The 26,015-nt window shown below is 62.6% G+C and carries 29 protein-coding genes; 12 read left to right on the forward strand and 17 right to left on the reverse strand.

Annotated features, from left to right (window positions below; translation table 11 throughout):
• Nucleotides 1-26 precede the first annotated feature (26 nt).
• A complete protein-coding gene (locus tag LB559_RS15835; RefSeq protein ID WP_013529302.1) occupies nt 27-728 on the reverse strand; it encodes a response regulator transcription factor in 702 nt (233 codons plus the stop codon).
• 46 nt (nt 729-774) lie between these two features.
• On the opposite strand from LB559_RS15835, the gene LB559_RS15840 reads away from it, so the two are divergent.
• Both LB559_RS15840 and LB559_RS15845 read left to right on the forward strand, forming a co-directional pair.
• Entirely contained in the window at nt 775-1,548 is a 774-nt protein-coding gene (locus tag LB559_RS15840; RefSeq protein ID WP_174299078.1) for a response regulator transcription factor, read from the forward strand.
• A gap of 67 nt (nt 1,549-1,615) precedes the next feature.
• Nucleotides 1,616-3,703, forward strand: coding sequence for a sensor histidine kinase (locus LB559_RS15845; RefSeq protein ID WP_063173187.1), 2,088 nt, complete (start codon nt 1,616-1,618; stop codon nt 3,701-3,703).
• 113 nt (nt 3,704-3,816) lie between these two features.
• Here the strand turns inward: LB559_RS15845 and LB559_RS15850 are convergent, their stop codons facing one another.
• The 6 genes from LB559_RS15850 to LB559_RS15875 form a co-directional block, all read right to left on the reverse strand.
• Nucleotides 3,817-4,227, reverse strand: coding sequence for a hypothetical protein (locus LB559_RS15850; protein WP_063173188.1), 411 nt, complete (start codon nt 4,225-4,227; stop codon nt 3,817-3,819).
• A 210-nt stretch (nt 4,228-4,437) separates the two neighbouring features.
• Entirely contained in the window at nt 4,438-5,748 is a 1,311-nt protein-coding gene (locus tag LB559_RS15855) for a flavin monoamine oxidase family protein (protein ID WP_224674457.1), read from the reverse strand.
• Nucleotides 5,749-5,846: 98 nt separating this feature from the next.
• Entirely contained in the window at nt 5,847-6,905 is a 1,059-nt protein-coding gene (locus LB559_RS15860) for a dipeptidase (protein WP_224620132.1), read from the reverse strand.
• 140 nt (nt 6,906-7,045) lie between these two features.
• Nucleotides 7,046-7,345 carry a GNAT family N-acetyltransferase gene (locus tag LB559_RS15865; RefSeq protein ID WP_013529296.1) on the reverse strand — a complete coding sequence of 100 codons (300 nt, stop codon included), beginning with the start codon at nt 7,343-7,345 and terminating at the stop codon, nt 7,046-7,048.
• A 2-nt stretch (nt 7,346-7,347) separates the two neighbouring features.
• A complete protein-coding gene (locus tag LB559_RS15870; RefSeq protein WP_027163149.1) occupies nt 7,348-7,968 on the reverse strand; it encodes an alpha/beta hydrolase in 621 nt (206 codons plus the stop codon).
• Nucleotides 7,969-7,972: 4 nt separating this feature from the next.
• Entirely contained in the window at nt 7,973-8,905 is a 933-nt protein-coding gene (locus LB559_RS15875; protein WP_224674458.1) for a VOC family protein, read from the reverse strand.
• Nucleotides 8,906-9,131: 226 nt separating this feature from the next.
• Here LB559_RS15875 and LB559_RS15880 point away from each other — a divergent pair, with 226 nt between their 5' ends.
• The gene (locus LB559_RS15880; RefSeq protein WP_224674459.1) at nt 9,132-10,703 is read left to right on the forward strand and encodes an alkaline phosphatase family protein; all 1,572 of its coding nucleotides are present in this window, start codon (nt 9,132-9,134) and stop codon (nt 10,701-10,703) included.
• A gap of 51 nt (nt 10,704-10,754) precedes the next feature.
• Here LB559_RS15880 and LB559_RS15885 read toward each other — a convergent pair whose 3' ends face one another.
• The gene (locus LB559_RS15885) at nt 10,755-12,074 is read right to left on the reverse strand and encodes a PRC-barrel domain-containing protein (protein WP_063169140.1); all 1,320 of its coding nucleotides are present in this window, start codon (nt 12,072-12,074) and stop codon (nt 10,755-10,757) included.
• A gap of 251 nt (nt 12,075-12,325) precedes the next feature.
• Here LB559_RS15885 and LB559_RS15890 point away from each other — a divergent pair, with 251 nt between their 5' ends.
• Nucleotides 12,326-13,246 (forward strand): diacylglycerol/lipid kinase family protein, encoded by a 921-nt coding sequence (locus LB559_RS15890; protein WP_013529291.1) that lies wholly within the window; start codon nt 12,326-12,328, stop codon nt 13,244-13,246.
• Nucleotides 13,247-13,275: 29 nt separating this feature from the next.
• Here the strand turns inward: LB559_RS15890 and LB559_RS15895 are convergent, their stop codons facing one another.
• Entirely contained in the window at nt 13,276-13,479 is a 204-nt protein-coding gene (locus LB559_RS15895) for a hypothetical protein (RefSeq protein ID WP_013529290.1), read from the reverse strand.
• Nucleotides 13,480-13,685: 206 nt separating this feature from the next.
• Here LB559_RS15895 and LB559_RS15900 point away from each other — a divergent pair, with 206 nt between their 5' ends.
• Nucleotides 13,686-15,161, forward strand: coding sequence for a sensor histidine kinase (locus LB559_RS15900; protein ID WP_064993277.1), 1,476 nt, complete (start codon nt 13,686-13,688; stop codon nt 15,159-15,161).
• Nucleotides 15,162-15,174: 13 nt separating this feature from the next.
• Here the strand turns inward: LB559_RS15900 and LB559_RS15905 are convergent, their stop codons facing one another.
• The 3 genes from LB559_RS15905 to LB559_RS15915 all read right to left on the reverse strand — a co-directional run bounded on the left by LB559_RS15905 (nt 15,175) and on the right by LB559_RS15915 (nt 16,861).
• Nucleotides 15,175-15,633, reverse strand: coding sequence for a hypothetical protein (locus LB559_RS15905; protein ID WP_013529288.1), 459 nt, complete (start codon nt 15,631-15,633; stop codon nt 15,175-15,177).
• 11 nt (nt 15,634-15,644) lie between these two features.
• A complete protein-coding gene (locus LB559_RS15910; protein WP_013529287.1) occupies nt 15,645-15,971 on the reverse strand; it encodes a YqjD family protein in 327 nt (108 codons plus the stop codon).
• 128 nt (nt 15,972-16,099) lie between these two features.
• Nucleotides 16,100-16,861, reverse strand: coding sequence for a Crp/Fnr family transcriptional regulator (locus LB559_RS15915; protein WP_063173193.1), 762 nt, complete (start codon nt 16,859-16,861; stop codon nt 16,100-16,102).
• A gap of 228 nt (nt 16,862-17,089) precedes the next feature.
• Here LB559_RS15915 and LB559_RS15920 point away from each other — a divergent pair, with 228 nt between their 5' ends.
• Nucleotides 17,090-17,401, forward strand: a complete 312-nt coding sequence (locus tag LB559_RS15920) for a response regulator (protein WP_050580453.1) — start codon at nt 17,090-17,092, stop codon at nt 17,399-17,401.
• Between the two features lie 13 nt (nt 17,402-17,414).
• Here the strand turns inward: LB559_RS15920 and LB559_RS15925 are convergent, their stop codons facing one another.
• Together LB559_RS15925 and LB559_RS15930 are read right to left on the reverse strand one after the other, a co-directional pair.
• A complete protein-coding gene (locus LB559_RS15925; protein ID WP_013529285.1) occupies nt 17,415-17,966 on the reverse strand; it encodes an RNA polymerase sigma factor in 552 nt (183 codons plus the stop codon).
• A gap of 3 nt (nt 17,967-17,969) precedes the next feature.
• On the reverse strand, nt 17,970-18,173 hold the full coding sequence (locus LB559_RS15930; protein WP_032809255.1) for a NepR family anti-sigma factor: 204 nt from the start codon (nt 18,171-18,173) through the stop codon (nt 17,970-17,972).
• Nucleotides 18,174-18,386: 213 nt separating this feature from the next.
• Here LB559_RS15930 and LB559_RS15935 point away from each other — a divergent pair, with 213 nt between their 5' ends.
• The 6 genes from LB559_RS15935 (at nt 18,387) to LB559_RS15960 (ending at nt 21,866) form a co-directional block, all read left to right on the forward strand.
• Nucleotides 18,387-19,181 (forward strand): response regulator, encoded by a 795-nt coding sequence (locus LB559_RS15935; protein ID WP_013529283.1) that lies wholly within the window; start codon nt 18,387-18,389, stop codon nt 19,179-19,181.
• A 226-nt stretch (nt 19,182-19,407) separates the two neighbouring features.
• On the forward strand, nt 19,408-19,575 hold the full coding sequence (locus LB559_RS15940; RefSeq protein WP_013529282.1) for a DUF1328 domain-containing protein: 168 nt from the start codon (nt 19,408-19,410) through the stop codon (nt 19,573-19,575).
• A gap of 179 nt (nt 19,576-19,754) precedes the next feature.
• The gene (locus LB559_RS15945) at nt 19,755-20,786 is read left to right on the forward strand and encodes a sensor histidine kinase (protein WP_063169141.1); all 1,032 of its coding nucleotides are present in this window, start codon (nt 19,755-19,757) and stop codon (nt 20,784-20,786) included.
• Between the two features lie 123 nt (nt 20,787-20,909).
• Nucleotides 20,910-21,089, forward strand: coding sequence for a hypothetical protein (locus LB559_RS15950; protein WP_013529280.1), 180 nt, complete (start codon nt 20,910-20,912; stop codon nt 21,087-21,089).
• A 121-nt stretch (nt 21,090-21,210) separates the two neighbouring features.
• Nucleotides 21,211-21,537 carry a hypothetical protein gene (locus tag LB559_RS15955; protein WP_013529279.1) on the forward strand — a complete coding sequence of 109 codons (327 nt, stop codon included), beginning with the start codon at nt 21,211-21,213 and terminating at the stop codon, nt 21,535-21,537.
• Between the two features lie 83 nt (nt 21,538-21,620).
• Nucleotides 21,621-21,866 carry a YMGG-like glycine zipper-containing protein gene (locus tag LB559_RS15960; protein ID WP_013529278.1) on the forward strand — a complete coding sequence of 82 codons (246 nt, stop codon included), beginning with the start codon at nt 21,621-21,623 and terminating at the stop codon, nt 21,864-21,866.
• Nucleotides 21,867-21,961: 95 nt separating this feature from the next.
• Here LB559_RS15960 and LB559_RS15965 read toward each other — a convergent pair whose 3' ends face one another.
• From LB559_RS15965 to LB559_RS15975, 3 genes are all read right to left on the reverse strand, one after another.
• Entirely contained in the window at nt 21,962-23,590 is a 1,629-nt protein-coding gene (locus LB559_RS15965; protein WP_224674460.1) for a CHASE domain-containing protein, read from the reverse strand.
• A 127-nt stretch (nt 23,591-23,717) separates the two neighbouring features.
• Nucleotides 23,718-24,518, reverse strand: coding sequence for an ATP-binding cassette domain-containing protein (locus tag LB559_RS15970; protein WP_224674461.1), 801 nt, complete (start codon nt 24,516-24,518; stop codon nt 23,718-23,720).
• A gap of 11 nt (nt 24,519-24,529) precedes the next feature.
• Complete coding sequence (locus tag LB559_RS15975) at nt 24,530-25,882, reverse strand: sugar ABC transporter permease (RefSeq protein WP_013529275.1); 1,353 nt, start codon at nt 25,880-25,882, stop codon at nt 24,530-24,532.
• Nucleotides 25,883-26,015 lie beyond the last annotated feature (133 nt).

A 26,015-nucleotide genomic window follows, 5' to 3' on the forward strand; every position in this document is an offset into this window, starting at 1 on the left:
CCAGAGACTGCGTCAGTGCCCGGCAATCAGTCCGCGAATTGCCGCGGCGGATCGAACCGGTAGCCGGCGCCGCGTATGGTGGTGATGGTTTCGGTGTCGAGTTTGCGGCGCAGCCGCACGATGCGCGAATCGATCGAGCGATCGAAGGCATCGGCGTTTTCGGCAGGCGCCGCGGCGATGATGTCGTCGCGCGTCAAAACCTTGCGCGGACTGGCCAGGAACAGCCTGAGCAGCGCCACCTGACCGGGCGAAAGCTGTTCCTCCGTGCCGGAGCGATGCATGACCATCGCCGATCTCAGATCGACGGTCGCGTTCTCCAGCACGATCAGTTCCTGGGTGCCCCTGCCGCGGCGCGAAAGCAGGCCGCCGACACGGGCGGCCAGTTCACGGACATTGAGCGGGCTCTCGACGACGTCGGCCGCACCAAGCTCCAGCGCCAGCACCTTGTCGACAAGATCGGCCGGGCGGCAGATCAGGATGAAATCCGGTCCGCCCTCACCGCCTCCTCCTTGGCCGCCATAACGTCTGAGCAGGTCCCGCCCCTCCGCCTGGCTGAGGCTGTCGCCGACGACGACGACGTCGATGCCCTTTCCCGACAGCAGAGATTCGGCTTCCCAGGGCTGGCGTGCCTGATGCACGTCATGGCCGCGCCGTTCAAGATGGTCGGCGAGTTCGGTCGCGACCACTTCGGCTACCGAAACGAGCGCAATGACGGATCGTGCGGCCATGTTTACCAACCGTTCCCTGGCAACCCGGATATGAGTACTGGACATGATGTTTATACCCAATCTACTTTCCACTGAAAGTGGGAGCGAAAGCATCGTGCGGGCAAGAATTGTCATCGTCGAGGATGAGCCCGACCTGAGGGACGCTGTCGCCGAATACCTTGGCGCCGCCGGATATGACGTGGCCACAGCTGAAAGTGCGGCCGCCGCGCGCAGCCTCGTTGAAACGCAGTCGTTTCATCTTGCCATTCTCGACATCGCCATGCCCGGCGAGGACGGCCTCTCGCTTGGCCGCTGGCTGCGTTCGAAACTGCCGATCGGCATCATCTATGCGACCGCGGCCGGCACCGCGCTCGACCGCATTGTCGGGCTGGAACTCGGTGCCGACGACTACATCGTCAAGCCTTACGAATTGCGCGAGGTGCTGGCCAGGGTGCGCAGCGTGTTGCGCCGGGTTCCCCAGCCCAAAGAGCTGCAGGACAAGAGGGCCGGGGCGGATCGCCGTTCCGTTGCCTTCGGCCCCTTCCAGGCCGATCTCGACGGCAGGCTGGTCACCGGCGCCAATGGCGTGGTGATCGACATGGCCAAGAGCGAGTTCGACGTGCTGGAGATTTTCCTCACCCGCGCCAACCGGCTGCTGACCCGCGCCGCTATCTCCGAGGCGATCGGTTTCACCGAAGATCCGGAATCGTCACGCGCGGTCGACATTCGCATCATGCGGCTGCGCAAAAAGATCGAGGCCGATCCCGCCAATCCGAAATTCCTGCGCACGGTGCGCGGCGAGGGCTATATCTTCTCGCTGCCGGCCGGCGACGGCAACTGAGCACCGGGCCAGAAGGATGTAGTTGCTCGCCGGCCGAATTGGCGCGACTCCGGAATGACAGCACAAGATGATCGCTGAAGCAGCAAGCACCGATATGCAAGGGTTCCGGCAGGGCGCGGCGATGGCGGCCGTGCGCGTCGTTCGCCGGCTGCGCGAGGCCGGCGACTGGCAGCGCGAGATGGACGGCATACTGGAAACGCTCTGCCGGGCCATGGATTGCCAGCGCGGCATCCTGTTTCGCTTGCGCGAACTGCCCGGCCAGGGCTTCGCCCAATCCGTCGCCGCCTACTGGATCGACCCTCTTTTCGGCGGCGAACTGGCATCACCGACCGTCATCATGCAATCGATCGTCAATTCCGACCCGCTGCTGGAGCGGCTGGCCGAGGACGAGAGGCAAGGCAAGATCTTCGCCGGTCATACGCGCGACCTCGAAGGCTTCCTGAGGACCGATTTCGAGAAGCAGAACATCAAATCGTTCCTCTCGGTCTCGGTCTTCGCGCACGGCCATCTCTGGGGCACGCTGGCGGTCAATGACTGCATCAACGAGCGTGCATGGACCGACGAGGAAGAGGCGACGCTGCACATCATCGCGCTGGCCATCGGCGACGCCATAGAGCGCTCGCCCTCCGACGCCCACGCCAGCGAGGTCATTCGCCGCACCATGCTGCAGGCCTCGCTCGACGCCATTGTCGTCATCGACGAGACCGGCTCGATCATCGAATTCAATCCGGCCGCCGAGAAGATGTTCGGCTTCCAGCGCAGCGACATCCTCGGCAAGGACCTGCTCGATACGATCGTGCCGATCTACTACCGCAAGGGCTATGCCTCAGGAGCCGAATACATGTCCGGCCGCGGCGCGCCGATGGTCGGCCAGCGGCTCGAGACGGTGACCCAGAATGCCGCCGGCGAAGTGTTCCCGATCGAGCTGACGGCCACCGAGATGCGGGTTGCCGACCGCCGCCTGATCTTCGGCTCCATCCGCGACCTGCGCGACAAATTGCGCGCCGAAGAGGAAATCGGCCGGCAACGCGAGAAGCTGCACCAGAACGAGAAGATGGCGGCCATGGGTTCGTTGCTGGCCGGTGTGTCGCACGAGCTCAACAACCCGCTGGCCGTGGTTGTGGCGCAATCGACGCTGCTGCACGAATTCGCCTCCGATCCGCAAACCAAGGTGCGCGCCGAAAAGGTCCGCGCGGCCGCCGAGCGCTGCGGCCGCATCGTCAAGAGCTTCCTGTCGATGGTCCGCCTCCATCCCGCGGCACAAGCCGAGACCGACCTCAACCAGGTGATCCGGGCGGCACTTGAAGTGACCGCCTATGGCGCGCGCTCAAGCGGCATCATCATCGACACCGATTTCGCCGCAGGCCCGCTGCTGGCCATGGCCGACGCCGACCATGTGACGCAGGTGGCGGCCAATTTCCTCATCAACAGCCAGCACGCTTTGGCTGGCATTGCCGGCGACCGGCTGATCAAGGTGCGGACGTTCCGCAGCGACCGGGATCATCCCTGCTTCTCGGTCGAGGACAATGGGCCCGGCGTGCCGGAAGCGATCCGCGGCCGCATCTTCGAATCCTATTTCACCACCAAGCCGGTCGGCGTCGGCACCGGCATCGGCCTGTCGATCTCGAAATCGATCATCGAGCGGCACAATGGCAATGTCTGGTTCGAGGAAGTGCTCCCGAGAGGCGCGCGTTTCGTCGTCCAGCTGCCGGCCATCGTGGCCGGCCTCGCCACCGCCGGCGACAACCAGCCGCGATCGAGCGGCCTGCGCCATGCCTTGATCATCGACGACGAGCCGGATGTCGCCGGCTCGCTCTCGGACATCCTCGAACTGATGGGCATCAAGTCGCGGATCGTGCCGGTCTGGGAATCGGGCGCCGCCACCTTGAGCGGCCACATGCCGCCGGACATCGTTTTTTCGGACCTGCGCATGCCCGGCGTCAGCGGCATATCGATCTATCGTGAGCTGCTCGCCGAAAAGCCCGATTTGGCGCGGCGTTTCGTGCTGGTCACCGGAGACCTGATCGGTGCCAAAGCCGAAATCGAAGCCTTGCCGGCGCACCAGCGACCGCAGATTCTGGAAAAGCCGTTCAGCACGCTGGATGTGCGCAGCGTGCTCTCCGCCATCGCCGAACAGGCGGCCTTGAAAGGATAAAAAAGAGGCTCCCGGGGGCGGGAGCCAAAAGGAGCGCACTGGAGGGCGCTCGGGGAGGTCAGAGCATGGTCCACAAAACGGGAACGGTTTTCGGGATCATGCTTCGACGGAAATCAGAAAATATTCGGCGTGCCGGTCAACGGGGCGGCATTGGCGATCATGCGGATCGCCCGGCTTTTGTGTGTTCCGGACTGTTCGGCGATGGCGCGCAGGCAATCCATGCTCTCGGCACCCCAGGCCTGGCCCTTGCAGGCGAAGTCGGTCACCGGCACCGGCAGACGCGCGGTCCTGGTCGTCGTCTGCGCGCCGTCGATGAGATTGGCCGGCGGATTCAACGAAGCGAAGGCCGGCCCGATTGTCGGCGTGAACGCCATGCCGACGAAGGCGCAAGCAGCCAGCACCATGAACATCGCCATGGGGTGGTCGCTGGCCCGCTGGCGCAGCGCCAGTTTCGGACGGCGGTCATTGCGCTCTGGAGCCTGAAGGCGCCCCTCGCCGCGGATCGTCTGGATTTTCGCATGCATTACCTTCCCCTTCGCTGAGTTTCTTTTGGCGGTGAAATGAACTTATCCGCGCTTTGTAACGGTGATGGGGTGGCGAAGGGTTGGCACTGTAACGAATTCGAAACAGCATTTCGGGCGAAGTCGGGCAAAATCGGGCATGGCTTCGACGGCGCCAGGGCTTGAGGCGCAACTTGACCGATCTTGCCAAACAGTTTTTCGAAAAGATCAGGCTCAGCCCGGAGCTTGAAGCTCGGCAATGATCTTGTGCGCGGCGATGCGCCCGGCAATGATGGCGCCCTCGACATACCCCGGAAACGATGGCGAGAGTTCTGAAGAAGCGAGATACACCGGCGGTGCGCCGGCAAGGATCGTTCGCTCGGCGTCTGTCGCTGTAACATCGACAATAAGATCGCTGTACGCGCCGCCGCTCCAGCGATCTCCTATCCAGTCACGCAAACTGAAATCGATGAGGTCACCGGCATCCGGACCAAGGGCTGCCTCCAGCCGGCCGGTCACCTCCGCACGCAGTTCCGCCTCGCCGAGGTCGCGCCAACGCAGCGCGAGCGAGCCGCCGACGAACACGACGAGCGCCGCATGCTCCGCATCCTTGCCGGCGTCGCAGGCAAACAGCCCCGGCGGCTCGAGCCACATCACCATGCCGCTCAAATCCCGCGCCCGCCAAAACGGTTTGGCATAGCGCACCAGGATCTTGATAGCCGCGCCGCTTTCCCAGGCGCCGAGTGCCCGCCCCAGTCCGGCCGGCAAAGCGGGGGCAAAGGCGAGCTCCGTCACCTTCGCCGGCGGGACGGCAACCAGAACCGTGCGCGCCTCGACGGCACCCCCGGCCGAAACGACAAGAACACCTGGCGAACTGTGCTCGATGCGCGTGACCGGCTCGCTTAGCCGCAACCGATCGCCAAGGTCGCGGGCCAGATCGTCGGCCAGCGAATGCATGGTTTCGCGCACAGAATATTGCAGTTCCGTCACCTCGTTGGTGACCCGCCGGTCATTGCCGATCAAATACCAGAGAGGAATCTGGTCCAGCGCCATGCACCAGAGACCTTCGATCATCGAACGGAAAGCCATCCTTGCATCGGCCGAATCGTGCTGGCAGGCAAGCCAGTCGGCGACGGTCAGTCCGGCAATCGAGGCATCGTCCGGATCGATCCCGTTCATGCGCTCGCGGATCGCCATCGCGGCATGATAGGTCCGCTCAGCTCGTTGTGCGGACATCGTCGGCTGGGTGATGAAGTCGCCATCGACATAGGTTTCAACCAGCGTCTTGCCGCGCGCCTCGACCATGGCCATCAATTCCGGCATGTCCTCGCACAGGAACTGGCCACCACTATCGATGCGTTCGCCAAGTCCGTTCAGTCGGGACTCGACGCGTCCGCCGACGCGGTCGCGTGCTTCGAGCAGGATGAAATCGATGCCGGCCTTCTTCATCTCAAGCGCCGCCGACAGGCCGGTGAAACCCGCACCGACGATGACGACATCGGTTCGCTCGAATTCGCCGCCCTCATCCGTGAAGGTCTTCAGCATTGCCGGCTATCCACCCAATCGCATCCGGCTTCCACCGACGAACTATGTCCTTGTCGACATATGCCGGCGGGCCGAACACACCATGCCGCAGGCTGTCTCTAACCTATCGTTTTCTCGAGCATATTGAGCCAGTTGCGATAGGCGATTTTTTCGATCAGCGCGCGGCCGAAACCGCGTGCCGCCAATGCATCGATCAGCTTCGGCAGGCCGGCGACATCGCCGATGACGGCCGGGATCATGGCGCCGTCGAAATCGGAGCCAAGACCAACGCCGTCCTCACCCAGCGCCTGCAGCAGCGAATCGATATGGCGCACCATGATATCGAGGCTGGTGTCGGCATTCATGCGACCGTCCTCGCGCAGGAAGCCGGTTGCGAAGTTCAGCCCGACCATGCCGCCGGTTTCGCGGATCGCGCCGAGCTGCCAGTCGGTCAAGTTACGCGAATGGCCGCAGATCGCGTGCACGTTGGAATGGGTCGCCACCAGCGGCGCATCGCTGAGTGCGGCGACATCGCGAAAGCCCTTCTCGTTGAGATGCGACAGGTCGATCATGATCTTCAACTGGTTGCAGGCCTTGACCAGCGCCTTGCCGGCATCGGTCAGGCCAGGGCCGGTGTCGGGCGAAGACGGGAAGCGGAACGGCACGCCGTGGCCAAAGGCGTTCGGACGGCTCCAGACGATGCCGAGCGAGCGCAGGCCGGCTTCATGCAGCACGTCGAGCATGGTGAGCTCGGGATCGATCGCCTCGACCCCTTCGATGTGGAACACCGCGGCGATCGACCCTTGCGCCATGGCATTGCGCACATCGCCGGCGCTGCGGCAGACGGTGAGCGCTCCGGCCCGTTCCAGCCTGAACAGGATCGAGGCCATCGCGATGGTCGAGGTCAGCGCCTCATCGCGCGGAACCTCGGGCGGCAGCGGTTCTGCGGCGCCCGGCGCCAGGGGTACGGCGCCGCGCCTGGATTTCTCGACAGGCGGCGGAAAGATGGCGAACATGCCCCCGGCGAAGCCGCCGGCTTTCGCGCGTGGCAGGTCGATATGGCCGCCCGATTTCCCTTCGATGAACAGTTTTTCGACGTCCGTGTCTTTCGACTGATGGAGTCTGAGCAACGTATCGTTGTGGCCGTCGAAGACGGGAACGAGATCGGTTTCGGTCATTGGGGGATCATTCGGTTCGTTTGTCGGCGCGGCTAAGATATATCCTATCTACTTAGGCAGGATGCGCCACCCGCGCAAATGCCAAAGCCGCCCCGGTGGGATGGCAGCCGCTTGCCGCGCCGTTTCCAAGCAACGAATCCCTACCGCTTCAGCACGTCGGCCCATTCCTGATGGCGGCGGAACTGGGCGTTGGCGAACGGGCAGAGCGGGATGATCTTCTTGCCCGCCGCACGCGCATCCTCGACGGCGCGGGTGACAAGCCGAAGCCCGGCACCCTGGCCGCGAAAGACGTCCGGCACTTCGGTGTGGTCGATGATGATCTGGTGCTCACCGATCTTGGTGAAAGTCATCTCGGCCTCGGCGCCATCGGGTCCACGCAGGACGTAGCGGCCCTTGGAACCGCGATCCTCAAGTTCGATCTCAGGCAGTTGGTCAGGCATTGCTATGCTCCTTGGGCAGTATCGGCAAAGAACCGCCGTGCCGCCTCGATCTCGTTTGGCCGCACCTCGTGCCCGCCATCGTGCCATTCCACTGTGACATCGGCGCCGTCGGCACGCAAATAGGCCTCGAGCCGCGTGGTCAGGTTCGGTGGACAGATCGGATCGCGCTTGCCGGCGGTCACCAGGATATGGCGGCCGGCGAGGCTGCCCTTGACCTCAGGTTCGAACGGGATCAGCGGATGCATCAGCACCGACGCGTCGAACAGCGCTGGAACCGCGAACACCACCGAGGCCAGGACATTGGCGCCGTTGGAATAGCCGAGACCCAGCACGGCCGATGGCTTCGCTGCTTCAACATGGGCCTTGACGAAGCCCGCCATCTTGGTCGTCGCCCGCGCCAGGTCGTCCATATCGTAGATGCCCTCGGCGGCGCGGCGAAAGAAGCGCGCGGCACCTTGTTCCGACACATCACCGCGCGGCGAGACGATGGTTGCCTGGGGCGCGAGATCGCGCCCCAGCGACAGAAGCTGATTCTCATCGCCTCCCGTGCCATGGAAGACGAACAGCAATGGACCGCCCGGCGAACCGGGCAGCACCTTGTGGATGTAAGCGTCCTTGCTCATGGCCTCAGCCTTCCAACTTCTGCAGATGCTGTTCGAGATAGGGCCGCAGGTGCTGGTGCTGCGTCGGCAGCTTCAGCGCCTCGCCCAGATGAGCGGTATCCTCGTCGCGATCGAAACCCGGCTCGTTGGTGGCGACTTCGAACAGCACGCCACCCGGTGTGCGGAAATAGATCGCCCAGAAGTAGTCGCGGTCGATCACCGGCGTCACCCCATAGCCGGTGTCCATCAACGCCTTGCGCACTTCCAGCTGCCTGGCGCGGTTCTCGACCGCGAAGGCGACGTGATGGACGGAGCCGGCGCCGAGATCGGCGAAGGCAGTGCTCGGCAGCGATTCGATGTCGATGACATCGGCGCCATTGCCGTTCTTCACCGCCAGCCGCCTGAGATTGCCGGACTTGTCGACTTCCTCATAGCCCATGAACTTCAGCAGCTCTTCCGTGGCGCCGCCATCCTTCAGCCTGAGCGACACGGAATGAAAGCCTCGGATCGCCTCATCCGTGGGAACGCCGCCTTTCGCCCAGGGTGCTCTGCTGTCGCTCTTGCACTCGACCAGCGCGAAGCCGTCACCATCCGGTCCGGCAAAAGCCAGGCGCTTCTCACCGAAGGTTTCTTCGCGCGAGAGGCCGGTGACGCCCTCATCGGCAAAGCGTTTTTCCCAATAGCCAAGCGTGCCTTCCGGCACCGAGTAGACGGTGGTTCCGACTTCCCCGACCCCATGCCGGCCCTTGCCGATGTCGGGGAAGGGGAAATAGGTCATCACCGAACCCGGCGTACCGGCCTCGTCACCGTAGTAAAGATGGTAAACATCGGGCGCGTCGAAATTGACGGTCTTCTTGACCCGGCGCTGACCGAGTTTCCTGGTGAAGAAATCGTTGTTCTGGCGGGCATCCCTGGCCATCGACGTGACGTGATGCAGGCCCTTGATCTGGTAGAGCATTGTCTTGCTCCTTCCTTTGGTACATGTGCGGCCCTCGCCGCTGTCCACGCCAATATGAGGACCAGGGCAGTTTCCGCAAAGGCGGCAAACACAGAATGGACTGTGTCATAAAAGTGAACGATGGAACAAGGTTCGTTCACCAATTGGCTCGCAGGTCAGACTTGCGCCATGGCCAGAATTCGGTTCCATAAACGGCGTTCGACATCCCGGGACAAAGGTATCGTGAGTGACTGGAAAAGCCAGGCGGCCTAACATTCTCCTGATCACATGCGACCAGTGGCGTGGCGATTGTCTGTCCGCCGCCGGTCATCCGGTCGTGCAGACGCCGCATGCCGACGCTTTGGCCGCGGAGGGTGTGCTGTTCAACCGGCATTATGGCGGCGCGGCGCCCTGCTCGCCCGCCCGCGCCTGCCTCTACACCGGCCTCTACCAGATGAACAACCGCGTCTGCCGCAATGGCACGCCGCTCGACGCTCGCCACGGCAACATTGCGCTTTCGGCTCGCGCCCTGGGCTATGATCCGACGCTGTTCGGCTACACCGATGTGTCGCTCGATCCGCGCCTGCTGGCGCCGGGCGATCCGCGGCTGCAAAGCTATGAAGGCGTGCTGCCGGGCTTTACGGTGCGCCAGTTGCTGCCCGAGCATCAGAAGCAATGGCTATCCTGGCTGGAGCTGCAAGGTGTCGACGCCAGCGCCGGATCCCCCGACATCCATCGCCCGGTGGCCGACGGCGCGGTCGGGACCACTGTCGGCAACGCGCCGCCCGTCTACTCCGGGCAACAAACTCCGGCGGCCTTCCTGACCGGCGAATTCGCGCGTTGGCTTGGCGAACAGGAGCACGCCGCGCCGTGGTTCGCGCATCTTTCCTTCATCAGCCCGCACCCGCCCTTCATAGTGCCGGAGCCCTACAACACAATGTACGATCCGGCTGACGGCCCGGCCTTCCGGCGCGCGGCAAGCTGGCAGGAGGAGGCGGAAAACCATCCCTATCTAGCCTATGATCTCGGCCGGCAGAAACAGATGAAATTTCGCCCCGAAGCCAGCGGCAAGGTGCACGACTGGAGCGAAGACGATTTTCGCGTCCTCCGCGCGATCTACTACGGCATGATTTCCGAGGTCGACGCCCAGCTCGGCCGCATCTGGCAAGCGGTCAAGGCGGCCGGCGCGTGGGACGACACCATCATCGTGCTGACCTCGGACCATGCCGAGATGATGGGCGACCATTTCATGCTGGGCAAGGGCGGCTATTTCGACGGCAGCTACCACATTCCGCTGATCATCCGCGATCCGCGCCACGGCAAGGCGGCCGGCGGCAAGGTAGACAGCTTCACGGAAGCGGTCGACATTTTGCCGACGTTTCTCGACCTGCTCGGCGAAGAGCCCGCGCCGCATCTCGACGGCAGGTCGCTGAAGCCGTTCCTGAGCGGGGAAACCCCTGCGGCGTGGCGCGATGCCGCGCATTGGGAGTTCGATTTCCGCTCGGTTGCCGCGGGCGAGGCCGAACGCCATTTCGGCATCGCCTCACGCCAATGTAATCTCGCCGTTATCCGCACGGAGCGTTTCAAATATGTGCATTTCGGCGGCAACCTGCCGCCGCTGCTGTTCGATCTGGAAAACGATCCGGATGAATTGGACGACCTCGCGGCCGACCCCAGTCATCTCGCCGTGCGGCTGGAATTCGCCGAACGGCTGCTCGCCTGGCGAGCCGAACATCTCGACCAATCGCTGGCACTGGCCGAATTGACCGAGAACGGCCTCGTCGGCCAGGCCGCTGGCCTGCCTCCATGCCACACATGAACACAGGCCCGCATCGTTGCCGGCGCGGGCCTGTATCCGACTGGGTGGAAACTACCTGACGATCATGCGCTGCTGATCGCGCTTCTCGGCATAGCTGCCCTTGTCATAGGCGGTTTGTGCCTCGAGCTGTTCCTTGGTGAAGGTCGTGTACAGGTATTTGTTGCCCGCCTTGTCGGTCATGAATTTGAGATTATCCATGCCGACCGCGACTTCCTTCTCGCCAATGCCGAGGAAGCCACCGACATCGACGATCACCGCATCGGCCTTCTTGTCGGGCGCAAGCACGACATCGCCGATCTCGCCGACCTTGGCGTCGTTGGCGCCATAGACAGTCGTGCCCTTGAGGTCATCGGCGCGAATCTCACCAACCGGCATCTCGGTCAGCGTCGACTTGTCGATGGCTGCGGTCTTTGTCTGGTCCGGAGCCGAGGCATCGGGGGTCGTGGGCGCCGGAGCCTGTGCCGTCTTGTCGGACGGAGCGACGGCAGGGGCTGCGGCGGGCGCGACTGCTGCCGGCGCATTCGAAGCCGTCGTTGCCGGCGCCGGGTCATAGGCCTTGCGGTTGAAATCCGGCTGCGCCTGCAATTCTTCCTTGGTGGTCTGGGCGACCAGCCAGCGGTCGCCATTCTTCTCGGCCCACTGCGCCTTCGAGAAGTCATAGGTGACGTTCTTGGCGCCAAGGCCTAGGAAACCGCCGACGCCGATGACCAAGTACTGCGCCTTGCCGTCCTTGGTCAGCACAATGTCGTTGACGTCGCCGATGTTCTGGGCGTCATCGCCGGTGCCGTTGTAGACGTTTTCCCCGATGATGTTGGTGGCGAGATTGCCGTCGGCGCGCTTGACTGGTTCTGCCGAAGCGGCGTTCATGTCGACAGGCTTTTGCGCTGTGTCCGTCGTCGCGGGTGCTGCCGGCGCTGTTGCGTCGGTCGATGCCGCAGGTGCTGGGGTCGGGCTGTAAGGCTTTTTATCGAATTCTGCCTGCGCCGTCAGTTCGTCCTTGGTCGTCTGGGCCACCAACCAGCGGTCGCCATTCTTTTCGGCCCACTGCAGCTTGCCGTAATCGAAAGCAACGCTTTTGGCGCCGACACCCAGAAAACCGCCGACGTCGATGACAACGGATTTCGCCTGCCCATCCTTGTCGAACACGACGTCGCTGACCTTGCCGATGTTTTCGGCATCGTCGCCGGTGCCGTTGTAGACGGACTCACCGATGATGTTGGTGACGATGCTGCCCTCTGCGCGTGCCACAGGAGCGGCGGCGGGCTCCTGGACGGCGGGCGTGGCAGGCGCCGTATTTGTTGCGTTCTGCGCATAGGCGCCGGTCGCGACAAAGGTTGCGAGCGCCGTCGTGGCTAAAAGATTGCGGATCATGGTAGTCTCTCCTCGTGCCTGATCTCATGCGCCGCGTCTTCCTTGGGGAACGCGGCATCTACAGGTTCACAACGTCGTGACCGGGTCAGTTGTTCCGACAAAGCGCTGCGGTCCGGGAACGAAACCACGGAAATTATTGAGCCGCTGGGGTAGTCACCCCGCGGCAAGGGGAACCTTTCTGTCGACGCCGCGTTTCAGCCGTTGGCTGGGTATATCCCGGCCGCCTTTTGGCTGACCTGGTGGAGCGGGGCATGAGATTTGCAGCGGTGCTGAACCGGGACGGCGGCACTTTGCGCACCACCGACCTCGCTGCTTTCTCCGACAGGATGCATCAGACGTTGGAAACGGCAGGCCACTCGCTCAGCATCGAAATTGTCGCCGGCAAGGATGTGGTGGAGACGCTGGACAACGCCGCTTCGCGTCGCTCGGTCGACATCGTGCTGGCGGGTGGCGGCGACGGGACCATTTCCGCCGCGGCCGCCCGACTGATGGGCACGAAGAAGGCGCTTGCCATATTGCCAGCCGGCACCATGAACCTGTTCGCACGCGGGTTGGGCATTCCGCAGTCGCTCGACGGGGCGCTGAAATCCTTCGCCGACGGCGAAATCATTGCTGTCGATGTGGCGACGGCCAATGGCCAACCTTTCGTGCACCAGTTCTCGATCGGCATGCACGCCAAGATGGTGCAACTGCGCCAGAAGATGGAGTTCGGTTCGCGGTTGGGAAAGATCCGCGCCTCGGCCAAGGCGGCTTGGGCAACGATCAACAATCCACCTGCGATGAATGTGACCCTCAGCATCGGCGATGCCGAAATGGCGGCACGCATCACCGGCATCGGCATCACCAACAACTTATTCGGTGAAGGCCATCTGCCTTATGCCGACAATCCTGCGGGCGGCGTGCTCGGTGTCTATGTCACGGTGGCGAAGCAGCGCGCCGAACTGGTCAAGTTCTTCTTCAACATGGCGCGCGGCAAATGGCGCGACAACGAACATGTCGAAATCCACCAGACAAACAGAACGGTGCTGAAAATCCATTCGGGCAGCCGCAAATTTCGCGCCGTCATGGACGGCGAACTGGTCAGGCTTGACCGTGAAACGGTAATCGAGATCCAGCCTGGCGCACTGAATGTATTGGTTCCGGCGAGCGCGGCCCAGTCGAGAGCCGCCTGATGAGGTGCGACGCAACGGACAGGCCGGCTTTACCCGGCAGGAGCCTGCTCGGTGGTGTTGGGCGGTGTGGGGACATGCTGTTCATCGCTGTTAGGCGCCTTGATCAACACACCATAGATCTCGGCAATGCCCCATGCAGCAAACACCAGAAGCAGTGCGGCGATCAGGATCCGAAATCCATGCCAGCCCCATCGCCCCTGCCGCGCCTTGTTTTCTGGAATGATCTTGGCCATGCTCGATCCCTGTCTCATTCTGCACCAACTGGCGCGCCCGGCAAATCATGGTCGGGTAACGGTTCCTCGCTAGGATGGTTCCGGAAAAGCGTGCTGGCCTTGCAGCAGCGCAAGCATGCGGCGACGAAGACCGGGACGAGGCAATTGGGGTGATTGGCAAGACGCAAACAGCACCCGATCTGCCGGCCGAAGTTGCGCTAGCAGTCATGGATATCGACCGGCTGGCCGTGCTGCACGGATTGGAGATGCTGGATACGGCGGCCGACCCCGATTTCGACCGCGTCAGCAGCCTTGCCGCAACGGTGATGCAGGTGCCGATGGCCCTGGTCACACTCGTCGACCTTGAACGACATTGGTTCAAATCCTGCTTCGGCCTGGACGAGACCGAAACCGCGACCAACGTCTCCTTCTGCGCCCATGCGATTGCCGCAGGCGACGAGCCGATGGTGGTCGTGGATGCAACGGCAGACCCCCGTTTCAAGACCAACCCGCTGGTCACCGGAAAGCACCATGTCCGCTTCTATGCCGGCGCGCCGATGATCGTGGCAGGTGCCCGCATCGGCACGCTGTGCGTGCTCGACCGCGAGCCGCATGGTTTTCCATCCCGAGCCGAGCTCGACCAGTTGAAGGCGCTCGCCGGCCTCGCCGCCAACCTGTTCACCCTAAAGGACGCAACCCGCAGCGGCGCGATCGCCGAGGCCGCACTTGCGCGCGAGGAAAAACGACGCGCCATCGCACTCGATGCGGCCTCGCTCGCCAGCTGGGCATGGGATATCCGCACCGATGTCATCGAATGCGACACATTGATGTCGGAGCTGTTCAACCTGCCGCGCTCCAACCGGCTGCGCGCACGCGACATCCTCACCGCCATCGATCCGCGCGACGTCTACCAGACCGAAACCCGCTTTCGCGACGCCTTGACCGGCAGCGACGACTATTTCGGCGAATACCGGGTGAAGGGCTTTCACCCGCCGCGCTGGCTCGCCACGCGCGGCCGTGTCATCGAGCGTGACGGCGACGGCAAGCCGACATTGATCTTCGGCGTCAATTACGACATCTCCGAGCGCAAGCTCGGCGACGAACGGCAACGGCTGCTGCTGCGTGAACTCAACCATCGCGTCAAGAACACTCTGGCGACCGTCCAGGCGCTGGCAACCCAGACCGTGCGCCATGCCCGCCAGCCAAGCCAGTTCCTCGAGGCCTTCGGCGCCAGGCTTCAGGCCTTGGGCATCGCCCACAATCTGTTGTCGGACCGCGAGTGGCGTGGCATCGGCATCAGTGAACTCGTCCAGATCGAGGTCAGACCTTTCGAAACGGCCGAGCAGCCGCGCATGACGATCTCCGGCGACGACCTGCTGCTGTCGCCCGACCAGGCCGTCGGGCTTGGCCTGATCCTGCATGAACTCGCCAGCAACGCGCTGAAATATGGCTCGCTGTCGGTGCCGTCAGGCAGGGTCGACCTCGGCTGGAGGACGCAAGGCAGGAAGGATGCCCGGCGTCTTGTGCTGACCTGGCGCGAAAGCGGCGGGCCGCAAGTCGCTCCGCCGGATCGGCAAGGCTTCGGCTCTATCCTCATTCGCCGCAGCCTGGCCAAGGTCATTTCCAGCGAAGTGACCCATGAATTCCGGCCGGAAGGCGTGTTTGCCGAAATATCGATGCCCCTGGAAGAGCTGTCGAAGTGATCTCTCAACAGCTCTACGTCCGCTCGCTCTCATCCGGATCGTCGGATTTCACATTCTCGCGGTAGATGGCGTAGGCCGCGAGCGCCACGGCCGGCCCCAGAATGGCGCCGAGACCGCCTTTTCCCTTGAGCAGGCTCGGCAGCACGGCGAGTGCGGCGGTGACGCCGATCGCCTTCATGTCGGCATTGCGGCGCTGCGCCCGGCGCCGGGCGCGCGAACCTGCGGATATCCGGTAGATCAGCAGGATAAGTCCGGCGAGCACCAGGAAACCGGCGCCAAACCCCAGCGCGGCGGCAAGCGACCCGTAGCGCATCGCCGTCCAGATATAGGCGGCCCCGACCAGAAAGCCGAGACCGCAAAGCGCAGCGGCCATGGCGATCACATAGACGATTGCCGCCGTGCGCGCCCGATGAACGGCGGCCACGGTTTCCCCCGAGGCGAGGCCCGAGATCAGGGTTGCCAACATTCCCATCTGTAGCGCGACTAGCGACGCGCGATGAGCGCGAAAAGGAAGCCGACGCCAGCGGCGATTGCCAGTGACGTCACCGGCTTTTCACGCACGCTTGCCATCATCTGCGCTTCGATGTCCTTGGCATTGCTGCGCAAGCTGTCAAAGGCTGCTTCGCCCTGCGCGCGCAACTGCTCGACCCCTTCTGTCGCTGCACGGCGCGCGGTGCCATAGCCATGCTCGCCGGTCTTGGCCAGTTGTTTGGTGAGCTTGTCGATGTCGGCCTTCAACTGCCTGATGTCGGCTTCCAGGTCAGCATTTGCACGGGCGTCGGTTGCGGTCTTTCCTGCGGCAGTGGCCATGGCTTAACTCCTTGTGATTGCTCGGTTTCAAACGCGCTGCGCGCCTCATGGTTCCGGCACTGCGGACAAAGTAGCCGAAAACGCATCGGCGCGCACCCGATCCGCCGGCTTCGCAAAAAGACGCTTCCTCAGATTAGTGGCCGGCGCGCCTCGCCCAGTCCTTCCCAGCCGGCGAGCCGCTTGAGCCCTTCATTGTCGGAGACCGCGCAGCCGCCGTCGCGCCAGACGATCAGCTTGCGATCCATCAGCTTGCGGATCGTCTTGTTGGTGTGAACCAGCGACAGGCCGAGCGTATCGGCAATGTGCTGCTGCGTGATCGGTATCTGGACGGATTGGCTGCCATTCAGTCCGACGACCTTGGCCCGGCTGCCGATGAAGGCGATGAGATAGGCGGCGCGCTCGATCGCACTGCGGCGCCCGAGGCTGAGCAGGTTCTCGTCCAGCATCCGCTCCTCGCGCGATGCGATCCAGGTGATGTCGTAGGCCAGCCCGGGATGATTGCGGTACAGTTCGTGCAGATATTCGCGCTCGAAAACACACAGCAGCATCGGTGAGAGTGCCTCGACGGAATGCTGCATCTCGCCCATCACACTGCCTTGCAGGCCGATCAGATCCCCGGGCATGAGATAATTGAGGATCTGGCGACGGCCGTCCCGCAGCAGCTTGTAGCGAAACGCCCAGCCGGAGAGCACGGTGTAGAGATGGGCGCTATGGCTTCCCTCCACCAGCACCGTGTCGCCCTTGTCGACCGCGAGTTCGCCCTTCTTGAATTTGCTGATGAACGCCAGCTCCTGTTTTTCGAAGTCGCGGAAAACCGGCAACGGCCGCAATGGGCAGTTCTCGCAGGGATATTGGCGGCTGGAGAAAGCGTTATTGTTCTGGACTGACATTTCGCCCCCTTCGAAAGCCCGCTCGACCCCCTTCGAAAGCCGCTCTTGGAGAGCCGCGTTTCAACGCGTTGCAAGGATTGAGGTTCCGCCCGCTGGCCACATGTCTTTTTTAAATGACAGCAAGCCAATTAGCGATCATGACTCCGGCGTTTCAAGGAGTCTTTGCCTGTGCCCACATTGCTTGACGGATTGCGGATTCTCGTTTTGGAGGACGAATTTCTCATCGCCATGGATGTCGAGCAACTTTGCCGCGATCATGGCGCCGATGAGGTGGTGATCGCCCGTGACCTGACCGAGGTCGATGGCCGGGAAGTCGCCACGCGATTCGATGCAGCCATTGTCGACTTGATGCTGGGCGGCGCCTCGACGATCGATTTCGCTTCCGGGCTGCGCGCGGCAGGCATACCTTTCGTGTTTGCGTCCGGCTATTCGGATGCCGATGAAATCAAGGCATCGTTTCCGGGCGTCAGGCTGGTTGGCAAACCCTACTCAGGCGAAGACCTGGTGCAAGCGGTCGCGGCGGCCTGCGGACGCGCTTGAGACGCGATCGCGGTCAGCTCGCCGGCGAACTCGTTACCTGGGCCGAAATCGCGTCCGGACCATACTCGTCCTCACCTGATATTTTCAGGATCTCCTGCAAGCGGGTACGGGCTCGGCTGACGCGGCTCTTGATCGTCCCCACCGCGCAGCCGCAGATCTCCGCGGCCTCCTCGTAGGAGAAACCAGATGCGCCGATGAGGATGATGGCTTCGCGTTGGTCCTCCGGCAACTGCTCCAGCGCCCCGCGAAAGTCCTTCAGGTCGAGTTGACCGTGCTGGGCCGGATGAACGGCAAGCCTGGCCGTCATGATACCGTCGCTGTCCTGCACTTCGCGCCCGCGCTTGCGCATTTGCGAATAGAACTCGTTGCGCAGGATGGTGAAAAGCCAGGCCTTGAGATTGGTGCCGGGCTGGAAGCTCTCATGCTTGTCCCAAGCCTTGACGAGTGTTTCCTGGACGAGGTCGTCGGCTTTATCGGCATTTTGCGTCAGCGACACGGCAAACGCGCGCAGACTTGGGATTGCCCCAAGCAGATCAGTCTTGAAGCCTTGTGAGACCGCGGCCATGCCTCAGTCCTTCTTCTGTGCGGGTTCAGCCTGTTCCAGTTGGCTAAGCAACTGGGAAAAGCGATCCGGCACATCGTCGGAGACCAGCGCGTCGTAATATTGTTTGAGTTTGCGTCCGATTTCGGAGTTCGGCCCAAGAGCGTCACCAGAACCGTTCCGGCGCCTGCTCTCGGCGCCAGTCAGAATATCTTTCGTCATATCCTTCATTTTGCCCTTGTATTCCCAGCGCTCAAGCCGCTCTTACCGTACTCAACACAACGCAAGCGGCGCCCTCGTCTGGTTGCCCATCCCCACCACAAACGCCACTCCCCGGCTTTTGTTCCGTCGCGGTGGAACTTTTTCAAAAAATCCGCGTTATCACGGCTTGCAGTCAGCTTGACCTGCTACGCAATCGCGTCATTCTGAGGGAGACGTCTTACCATGAGCTTATCCGCCACCATCGCACCACATCTGCCCTTCCTGCGCCGCTTCTCGCGGGCTGTTTCCGGGTCGCAAGAGAGTGGTGACGCGCTGGTCGCTGCGATGCTTGAAGCCATCATCGCCGATATCGAGATATTTCCCGAAGCATCGAGCGACCGCATCGCGCTGTACAAGGTTTTCGCCAAGCTTTTCACATCGGTCGCCATCCGCGTTCCACAGGAACAGGCGCAATCGGCGTGGGAACAGCGCACCGCCGCCAATCTGAATGCGATCGCGCCGCGGCCCCGTCAGGCCTTCCTGCTCGTGGCGGTCGAAGGCTTCAGCGAGGAGGAAGCGGCTGAGATCCTTGACGTCGGTGATCAGGAGTTTTCAGAGTTGCTTGCCCAGGCGAGCAACGAGATATCCCGTCAGGTGGCAACCGACGTTCTGATCATCGAGGATGAACCGCTGATCGCCATGGATATCGAAGAAATGGTCGAGAGCCTCGGGCACCGCGTCGTTGGAACGGCGCGCACCCATGCCGAGGCAGTGATGATGTTCGGCAAGACGCGACCGAAGATGGTGCTGGCCGACATCCAGCTTGCCGACGGCAGTTCCGGCATCGAGGCCGTGAACGAAATCCTGTCATCGACGTCGGTGCCGGTCATCTTCATCACCGCCTTCCCCGAGCGCCTGTTGACTGGTGAACGACCGGAACCGGCCTTCCTGGTCACCAAGCCGTTCAATCCCGACATGGTCAAGGCGCTGATCAGCCAGGCACTGTTCTTTGACCGGCAGGCGAAAGCCGCCGCATAGTCGGGAATTGGGAGTGGAGGAATTGACGAACCCAAGGCGATAGCCTCGCTCCCGAATCTCTCCAGATGATCAATTCGTCACTTCGTGCCGCCTGATGCACCCGGGCGGCGAGGTGAATTCCTACGCTTCCGCTCGAACGATTTGCAAGCACGGTCTTTTTCGGCAAAGGGTGGGAACAAACCGCAACCACCCACGTTTTCATCGCACCATTCGAAGGAGATGGATCATGCTTTACTGGGCGCTCGTATTTCTCGTCGTTGCCATCATCGCCGGCGCGCTTGGTTTCGGCGGCATCGCCGGTACCTCCGCCGGCATAGCGCAGATATTGTTTTTCATCTTCCTCGCCTTCCTGGTCATTTCGCTTCTTGCGGGCCTGTTCAAACGGGCTTCGTAAGGACGGACGGCCGAACACTGGAAGCCGCACCCCTCAAACGGTTTCCAGCCACCGCCGGGCGGTGTCCCTCAAAGGACGCCGTCCGGCGGACCGTTTTTGGCGGCGGGTTTTCCGGAAACCTGTTTGGAACCCATTCAACGATGAGCCGTTCAGCCTGAATTGGGTGGACAGATTGGCCGATGGGTTCCAGGACCGGAAACAGGAAAGACGCCGTGCAAAGCGATGAAGTCATCGCCCTCCATCCCGCCGACAGCGGCATGCAGCTCGGTCGTGCTCTTCTTCACGCGTTGCACAATGCCGGCATTTCCGTTCTCTACCAGGATCGCGAGATGAAAACCGTATGGGCGCGCAACATGCGTGCGCCCTGGGTTTCGGACACCGCCGACAGCATCGGCATCCTGCCGGAGGCGCAGGCCGACCGCATCGGCGCGGCCAAGCGCGACGTCATTGCATCCGGCAACCCCCAACGTCTCGAGATCAGCGTTCCCGTCGAGGATGGCAGCCGCTGGTTCGAGGTGTGGATCGATGCCGATCACGGCGATGGTGGCACCGTGCAAGGCGTCGTCACCACGATGGTCGAGACGACGGAGCAGAAGCGCCGCGAGCAGACCCTGACGACGCTGTTGCGAGAGGTGAGCCATCGCTCCAAAAACCTGCTGGCGATCATCCAGAGCATAGCCACCCAGACCGGCCGCTACTCCGACAGCATCGGCGATTTCCTGACACGCTTTCGCGGCCGGCTGCAATCGCTGGCCTCGTCCCAGGATCTCGTGACCTCTTCCAACTGGCGGGGTGCAGCACTTCGCGAACTCGTGTCGGGCCAGGTTGGCCGCTATGGCGGCGATCCGGTTCGGAGCCTGAGGTTTCAGGGGGCAAACCCCTATCTCAATCCCAACGCTGCCTTGCATATCGGCCTTGCGATGCATGAACTCGCCGTCAATTCGGTGAGCTACGGCGCCCTGTCGCGGCCCGGCGGGTACGTCAATGTTACAGCCAACCTGACCGCCGACGACACGGGAACCTCCCTGTCCCTGACATGGGCGGAGGCAATCGGCGCCAGTGATGTCAGGCGTAGCGAGAAGCGCTTCGGCAGCGTCGCACTCGAACGGGTCGTGCCGGCGTCACTGAACGGAACGGCGACGCTCGAAATCGCGGCTGGCCGCCTTGAATACCGCCTTGTCGTTCCGCACGGCAATTTCGAGACGGATTGAGCGACCTTCCTTAACCCGCCGTTCACCATAAAAGCAGATGCTGTTTTTCCCAGATACCACTGGAACTTGTTGCATCACCGAACATTTCCGCAGCAGGATTTGCAGTATGGTGGGAGGAATGCCTTGACGGTTGCCGACATGAACAGACTGGAGCAGGCCGCCCGGATTTCCATGGGCGAGTTTGAGGACTCCGAGGCTTCCGCGCCACCGCTGGCTCCTGTTCCCAACGGAGCTTTGCGCCTTGTTGCGCTGGCCTTGGTGGCGGTGATCATGGCGGTCGCCCTGCACCAACTGGTCTACTAGGCCACGTCGTTTCGGCCGGTGGCCGAATCGGCTGTAGCGCCATCTTATTTCCCCGGCCGATCAAGCCAGCCAGGAACTTTGGCGAATGTAGACCGTTACTATGGCGAGAGGACTTCTCGCCATGGAACATATCGCTGCATTGTTGCTGGTCATCGGTTGCTCGAACACGATGGCCGACTGCCGTGAACTCCAGGTGCCCGTAAGCGTTTTCGCGACGGCCGAGCAATGCGTGGCCGAACGCCCATTCGTCTTGGGCGACGTGCAAGGGCAGGCTGACCACATCGTCGCCAAATGCCTTGCGGTCGATCCGGCGCTTGAGGACGACTATGATCAGATCGTCTGGAATGTGCGCGCCGATGGTACGCTTGACGCGTCTTTGGCAATTTCCAGCCTGGTAATGGCATCGAACACGATACGCCCAGAAAAAGACTATCTTCACCAACAATAGATTGCAGCAGCAAAGGCCGTCATTTCATGCTAAATGGCGGCTGGAGCTTACTAAAGTGAGGACACAAAGTGAGGAGTGACTCTATGCGGAAGATGATTATTGCCCTGGTTGCGGTGGTCGCGGTCAGCGGCTGCACCTCGACTGAGAAGGACGTGGTTGGCGGCGGCTTGATCGGCGCCGGTGTCGGCGGCTTGGTCGGCGGCGGTAAGGGCGCGCTGATCGGCGCGGCCGTGGGTGCCGGTTCCGGCCTGCTGGTGCGCAACCTGCGCAACGGCTATTGCCAATATCGCGATCATCGCGGCCGGATCTACACGGCTCGCTGCAACTAATTCGGCGATAATCGAAACGTCGATCCGGAGGCCGGTCCGCCGGCTTCCGGGTTTTTGATGTCTGGATGCTTCCCCCTTGTCGGCAACGGTCGCGCTCAATTGGCGAGTGGAATTTTGATTTCCACGTTCAGCCCATTGGCTTGGTAATCCCGTTTGATCGTACCGCGCAATTCGCGCGTCACGTTGAGGTCGATCAGCTTGGTGCCGAATCCGGTCTCGGCGGGCGCTTCAAGTTTCTTCTGCCCGTTTTCGCGCCAGTTGAGAGCCAGCATCCTGTCGCGCCCTCGGCCTTCGAGCGACCAGTCCACCTTCAGCGCCCCAACGGAATTGCCGGCCTCGCCGTATTTCAGCGCATTCGTCGCCAGTTCGTGGAAGGTCAGGCCGAGCGCTTGCGTCGTGGTTTCGTCGAGCAGCACCTGTGGTCCCGACAACAGCTCATCGGGCAGCTCCTTGCCGAACACCTGACCCAGCTCGATGCGCAGGAGATCGCCAAGATCGGCCTTCTGCCAGCGTGAGCGCGTCAGCATGTCCTGGGAGGCCGCCATCGCCTGCAGCCTGGCCGAGAAGGACGCTGAAAACTCGTTGACGTCGGTCGCCCGCGATGCCGTCTGACGCGCGATCGCCAGCACCCTGGTGATCGAATTCTTGATGCGATGCTTCATCTCCTGCAGCATCAGGTCTTTTTCGATCAGGCTCTTTTCCGTCGTTTCGTGCAATCGCGACGCTGCCTCATAGGCCCGCTCCTGATAGCGCGCCACAAGCGCGATTGCGCCCGCCAACAGCAGGCCGAACAGCCCCAGCATCACCGGAATGGCGCGCGACGACGGCTGCGAGAAGGCGCTTGTCGGCCGGAACAGGACAGTCCATGGCTGTCCGGCGACGATGATCTTTCGCGTGACCAGCAGCCTGTTCCCGAAAGTGGAAGCCGGCGGCGTCTCCGACCGGAACAACAGATTGTCGCCGTTCACGGCACCATCGCCATCATAGATTTCGGTGTTGACCGGCAAAAGCGGCGACCGGCTGAGCGCGGTCTGGAACAGATCGCGAGCCCGAAAGGCCGCATAGAGAAAACCTGATGTCGAGGATCTCGAAGCATTGATGACGTCGGGAGCGGTTTCGACATTGAGCCGCACGAAAACGAAGAAGCCGGTGAACGTCTGCGCGGCGCCCGTGTCCTGGCCCAGCTGCACCAGCCCGCTGGCGTGCTGCTGGTCGTCGGACATCGCCTTTTCGATCGCCACACGCCGCACCGGTTCGCTGAACATGTCGTAGCCGATGCCGGCCTGATTGGATGGATCCAGCGGTTCGAACAGCACGATAGGGGTGCGCCAGGGTTGCGTGGTGTCCGGGTAGATTGGATGACTGACGCCATAATCGTGCAGCATGTCGCGTTCGACCGTCGCCTCGTCGCCCGGCTTTGCCAGCCTGAGGAAGCCGATACCGCGCAAGCCGGCGAAATTCTTGTCGACATCGAGCGCGGTGAAGAAGGCCTTGAACTCATTGCGAGAAATACCGCCATTGCGGGCGTCGAACAGGGCCTGCGTCGAGCGCAGCAGCGACAGATGCAGGTCGATGCGGCTCTCGATCCGGTTGAGCGCATCGTCGGCAGTCGCCTCGAACTTGATGCGCGCGGCTTCCTGCGTGGCGAAGTAGGCAAAACCTGCCATCACCATGCTGATCAGCGCGACGGCGATAAAGGCGATGATCGGGAAAAGCTTCTTCAACGGATCGTGCGGTCCCTGAGCAATGTCGGACCTTTATGCGCAAGTCGCCCTGCCAACACAATGCCAGGGCCAAGCCATCCCTACGGCTGGCATATCACGTGTCCGGCAACCGCGATCTGGCTTGATCTCAGGCCGCGATCTTCAGCGCGCCCGGTCCGGGAATGGCGCCTGGCGGGCATTTGCCCAGAATGATCATGCCCAGCACCTCGTCCTGGGTGACATCAGTGGTGCGGGCGGTGCCGACCACCTGGCCGTTCTTCATGACGCAGACCCGGTCGGCAAGCTCGAACACATCGTGGATGTCGTGGCTGATCAGGAAGATGCCGATGCCGTCGGACTTCAGCTGCTTGACCAGTTCGCCGACCTGCGCCGTTTCCTGCGGACCAAGTGCGGCCGTCGGCTCGTCCATGATCAGGATGCGGGCGTTGAACAGGATCGCACGCGCGATCGCCACCGATTGCCGCTGGCCGCCCGACAGCTTGATCACCGGCTCCTTGAAACGCTGGAACCGGGGATTGAGCCGACCCATCACCTTGCGCGCCTCGGCCTCCATGGCAACGTCGTCGAGCGTGCCCCAGGCGGTCATCAACTCGCGGCCGAGGAACAGATTGGCGGCGGCGTCGACATTGTCGGCCAACGCCAGCGTCTGGTAGATCGTCTCGATGCCGTATTTCTTGGCGTCGCGCGGGTTGGAGATCGATGCCTCCTCGCCGTTGACGAAGATCTGGCCCGAATCGCGCTTGTAGGCGCCGGACAGGATCTTGATCAATGTCGACTTGCCGGCGCCATTATGGCCGAGCAGCGCCACGACCTCGCCGGGGAAAAGATCGATCGAGGCGTCGTCGACGGCGCGGATGCCGCCAAACGCGATCGAGATGTTCTTCATGTCGATCAGCGCGGTGGCTGCAGGAGCAGTCTTGTCAGTCATGGCATGCCCTCCTAGACGCGCTTGCGATAGACGGTGTCGAGCCACACGGCGATCACCAGTACGGCGCCGACGACGATGCTCTGCAGCGGCGAGTCGACACCAAGCAGCACCATGCCGGACTGCAGCGATTGCATCAGCAGGGCGCCGAGCATGGCGCCGATGATCGTTCCCGACCCGCCGGCTAGCGACGTGCCACCGATCACGGCGGCTGCAATGACGAGCAGCTCGTCGAGCGTTCCAAGCACGTTGGTGGCCGAATTCTGCCGGGCCGAGGAGATCGCCGCGGCAATCGTGGCCAGCACGCCCATGATCATGAACACCTTCATGGTGATCCAGCGCGTGTTGATGCCGGCGAGATTGGCCGCCTCGGGATTGCCGCCGATGGCGAAGACATAGCGGCCGAAACGGGTGCGGTTGGTGATGAAGGTCATGACCAGCCCGACGGCGACCGCCATCAGCACCGGTATGGCGATACCGTGGGCGATGAACAGGCCGCCTTCGGGAACGGTGATGTTGTTGGCGGCCGCATATCTGTTCACGATGCCGATCGGCCAGGGGTAGGAGTTGGCGAGCCAGACCGCACCCATGATGGCGCCGCAGGTGACGACACCGAGCAGCGCCTCGGCCCAGATCGGACGTAGCGGAAAACGGAAACGCTTGCGCTGCACCCGCCCGTTGAACAGCCCAAACACCACGGCGAGGCAGGCGACGATCCCGACAACCCAGCTCCAGGTTGCGCCGATCGATCCCGCCGGCCCGCCGCCCATCAGCTGAAAGGTGGCGTTAAGCGGCGCCACGGTCTGGCCTGATGTGACCCACCAGGCAGCACCGCGCCAGACCAGCAGGCCGCCCAGCGTCACGATAAAGGCGGGCACTTCGAGATAGGCGATGACGAAGCCTTGAAAGGCGCCGATCAACAGGCCGAGCGCCAGGCCGATGACCAGCGCCAGGACCCAGATCCACGGATTGCCGAGTTCGAGCCCGACAAAACGCACCAGGAAATGCACCTGGGCAAATCCCATCACCATGCCGATCAGGCCCTCGGCGGAACCGACCGACAGGTCGATGTTGCGCATGACGATGACCAGCACCATGCCGCAGGCCATGATGGCGACCGCGGATGTCTGCACCGACAGGTTCCACAGATTGCGCGGCGTGAGAAAGGTGCGGCTGTCGAAATCGAGCGGGTTGACGCCGAGGCGCAGGCTGGAAATGACATGCAGCCCAATCCAGATGACCAGCAGCGCGCCGATCATGCCGAGCATCCGGGTGTCGATCTCGGTCGCCTTCAGGAACCGGGCGACGGCGCCGAGTTCCGACGCGCGCGCCGTATCGGCCTGCGGGTTGGACGTCGTGTCGGTCATGATTTCCTCCCACCGGCTGGCCGTCTGACGCGCATGCCGGAGCCCAGCCTAGAAGCTATCCGCATGATGCGGAAACACAATTCTTTGAGAAAACGCCGCGGCTTTTGGGCCGCGGCGTTCAGATATTTCGAAG

The organism is Mesorhizobium sp. BR1-1-3 (assembly GCF_020165455.1).
GTDB lineage: Bacteria > Pseudomonadota > Alphaproteobacteria > Rhizobiales > Rhizobiaceae > Mesorhizobium > Mesorhizobium ciceri.

Bases quoted from the DNA above. Each gene is read 5' to 3' on its own strand.
- LB559_RS15835 (WP_013529302.1), bottom strand. From the start codon at position 728: ATGGCCGCACGATCCGTCATTGCGCTCGTTTCGGTAGCCGAAGTGGTC.
- LB559_RS15840 (WP_174299078.1), top strand. From the start codon at position 775: ATGTTTATACCCAATCTACTTTCCACTGAAAGTGGGAGCGAAAGCATC.
- LB559_RS15845 (WP_063173187.1), top strand. From the start codon at position 1,616: ATGATCGCTGAAGCAGCAAGCACCGATATGCAAGGGTTCCGGCAGGGC.
- LB559_RS15850 (WP_063173188.1), bottom strand. From the start codon at position 4,227: ATGCATGCGAAAATCCAGACGATCCGCGGCGAGGGGCGCCTTCAGGCT.
- LB559_RS15855 (WP_224674457.1), bottom strand. From the start codon at position 5,748: ATGCTGAAGACCTTCACGGATGAGGGCGGCGAATTCGAGCGAACCGAT.
- LB559_RS15860 (WP_224620132.1), bottom strand. From the start codon at position 6,905: ATGACCGAAACCGATCTCGTTCCCGTCTTCGACGGCCACAACGATACG.
- LB559_RS15865 (WP_013529296.1), bottom strand. From the start codon at position 7,345: ATGCCTGACCAACTGCCTGAGATCGAACTTGAGGATCGCGGTTCCAAG.
- LB559_RS15870 (WP_027163149.1), bottom strand. From the start codon at position 7,968: ATGAGCAAGGACGCTTACATCCACAAGGTGCTGCCCGGTTCGCCGGGC.
- LB559_RS15875 (WP_224674458.1), bottom strand. From the start codon at position 8,905: ATGCTCTACCAGATCAAGGGCCTGCATCACGTCACGTCGATGGCCAGG.
- LB559_RS15885 (WP_063169140.1), bottom strand. From the start codon at position 12,074: ATGATCCGCAATCTTTTAGCCACGACGGCGCTCGCAACCTTTGTCGCG.
- LB559_RS15890 (WP_013529291.1), top strand. From the start codon at position 12,326: ATGAGATTTGCAGCGGTGCTGAACCGGGACGGCGGCACTTTGCGCACC.
- LB559_RS15895 (WP_013529290.1), bottom strand. From the start codon at position 13,479: ATGGCCAAGATCATTCCAGAAAACAAGGCGCGGCAGGGGCGATGGGGC.
- LB559_RS15900 (WP_064993277.1), top strand. From the start codon at position 13,686: ATGGATATCGACCGGCTGGCCGTGCTGCACGGATTGGAGATGCTGGAT.
- LB559_RS15905 (WP_013529288.1), bottom strand. From the start codon at position 15,633: ATGGGAATGTTGGCAACCCTGATCTCGGGCCTCGCCTCGGGGGAAACC.
- LB559_RS15910 (WP_013529287.1), bottom strand. From the start codon at position 15,971: ATGGCCACTGCCGCAGGAAAGACCGCAACCGACGCCCGTGCAAATGCT.
- LB559_RS15915 (WP_063173193.1), bottom strand. From the start codon at position 16,861: ATGTCAGTCCAGAACAATAACGCTTTCTCCAGCCGCCAATATCCCTGC.
- LB559_RS15920 (WP_050580453.1), top strand. From the start codon at position 17,090: ATGGATGTCGAGCAACTTTGCCGCGATCATGGCGCCGATGAGGTGGTG.
- LB559_RS15925 (WP_013529285.1), bottom strand. From the start codon at position 17,966: ATGGCCGCGGTCTCACAAGGCTTCAAGACTGATCTGCTTGGGGCAATC.
- LB559_RS15930 (WP_032809255.1), bottom strand. From the start codon at position 18,173: ATGAAGGATATGACGAAAGATATTCTGACTGGCGCCGAGAGCAGGCGC.
- LB559_RS15935 (WP_013529283.1), top strand. From the start codon at position 18,387: ATGAGCTTATCCGCCACCATCGCACCACATCTGCCCTTCCTGCGCCGC.
- LB559_RS15940 (WP_013529282.1), top strand. From the start codon at position 19,408: ATGCTTTACTGGGCGCTCGTATTTCTCGTCGTTGCCATCATCGCCGGC.
- LB559_RS15945 (WP_063169141.1), top strand. From the start codon at position 19,755: ATGGGTTCCAGGACCGGAAACAGGAAAGACGCCGTGCAAAGCGATGAA.
- LB559_RS15955 (WP_013529279.1), top strand. From the start codon at position 21,211: ATGGAACATATCGCTGCATTGTTGCTGGTCATCGGTTGCTCGAACACG.
- LB559_RS15960 (WP_013529278.1), top strand. From the start codon at position 21,621: ATGCGGAAGATGATTATTGCCCTGGTTGCGGTGGTCGCGGTCAGCGGC.
- LB559_RS15970 (WP_224674461.1), bottom strand. From the start codon at position 24,518: ATGACTGACAAGACTGCTCCTGCAGCCACCGCGCTGATCGACATGAAG.
- LB559_RS15975 (WP_013529275.1), bottom strand. From the start codon at position 25,882: ATGACCGACACGACGTCCAACCCGCAGGCCGATACGGCGCGCGCGTCG.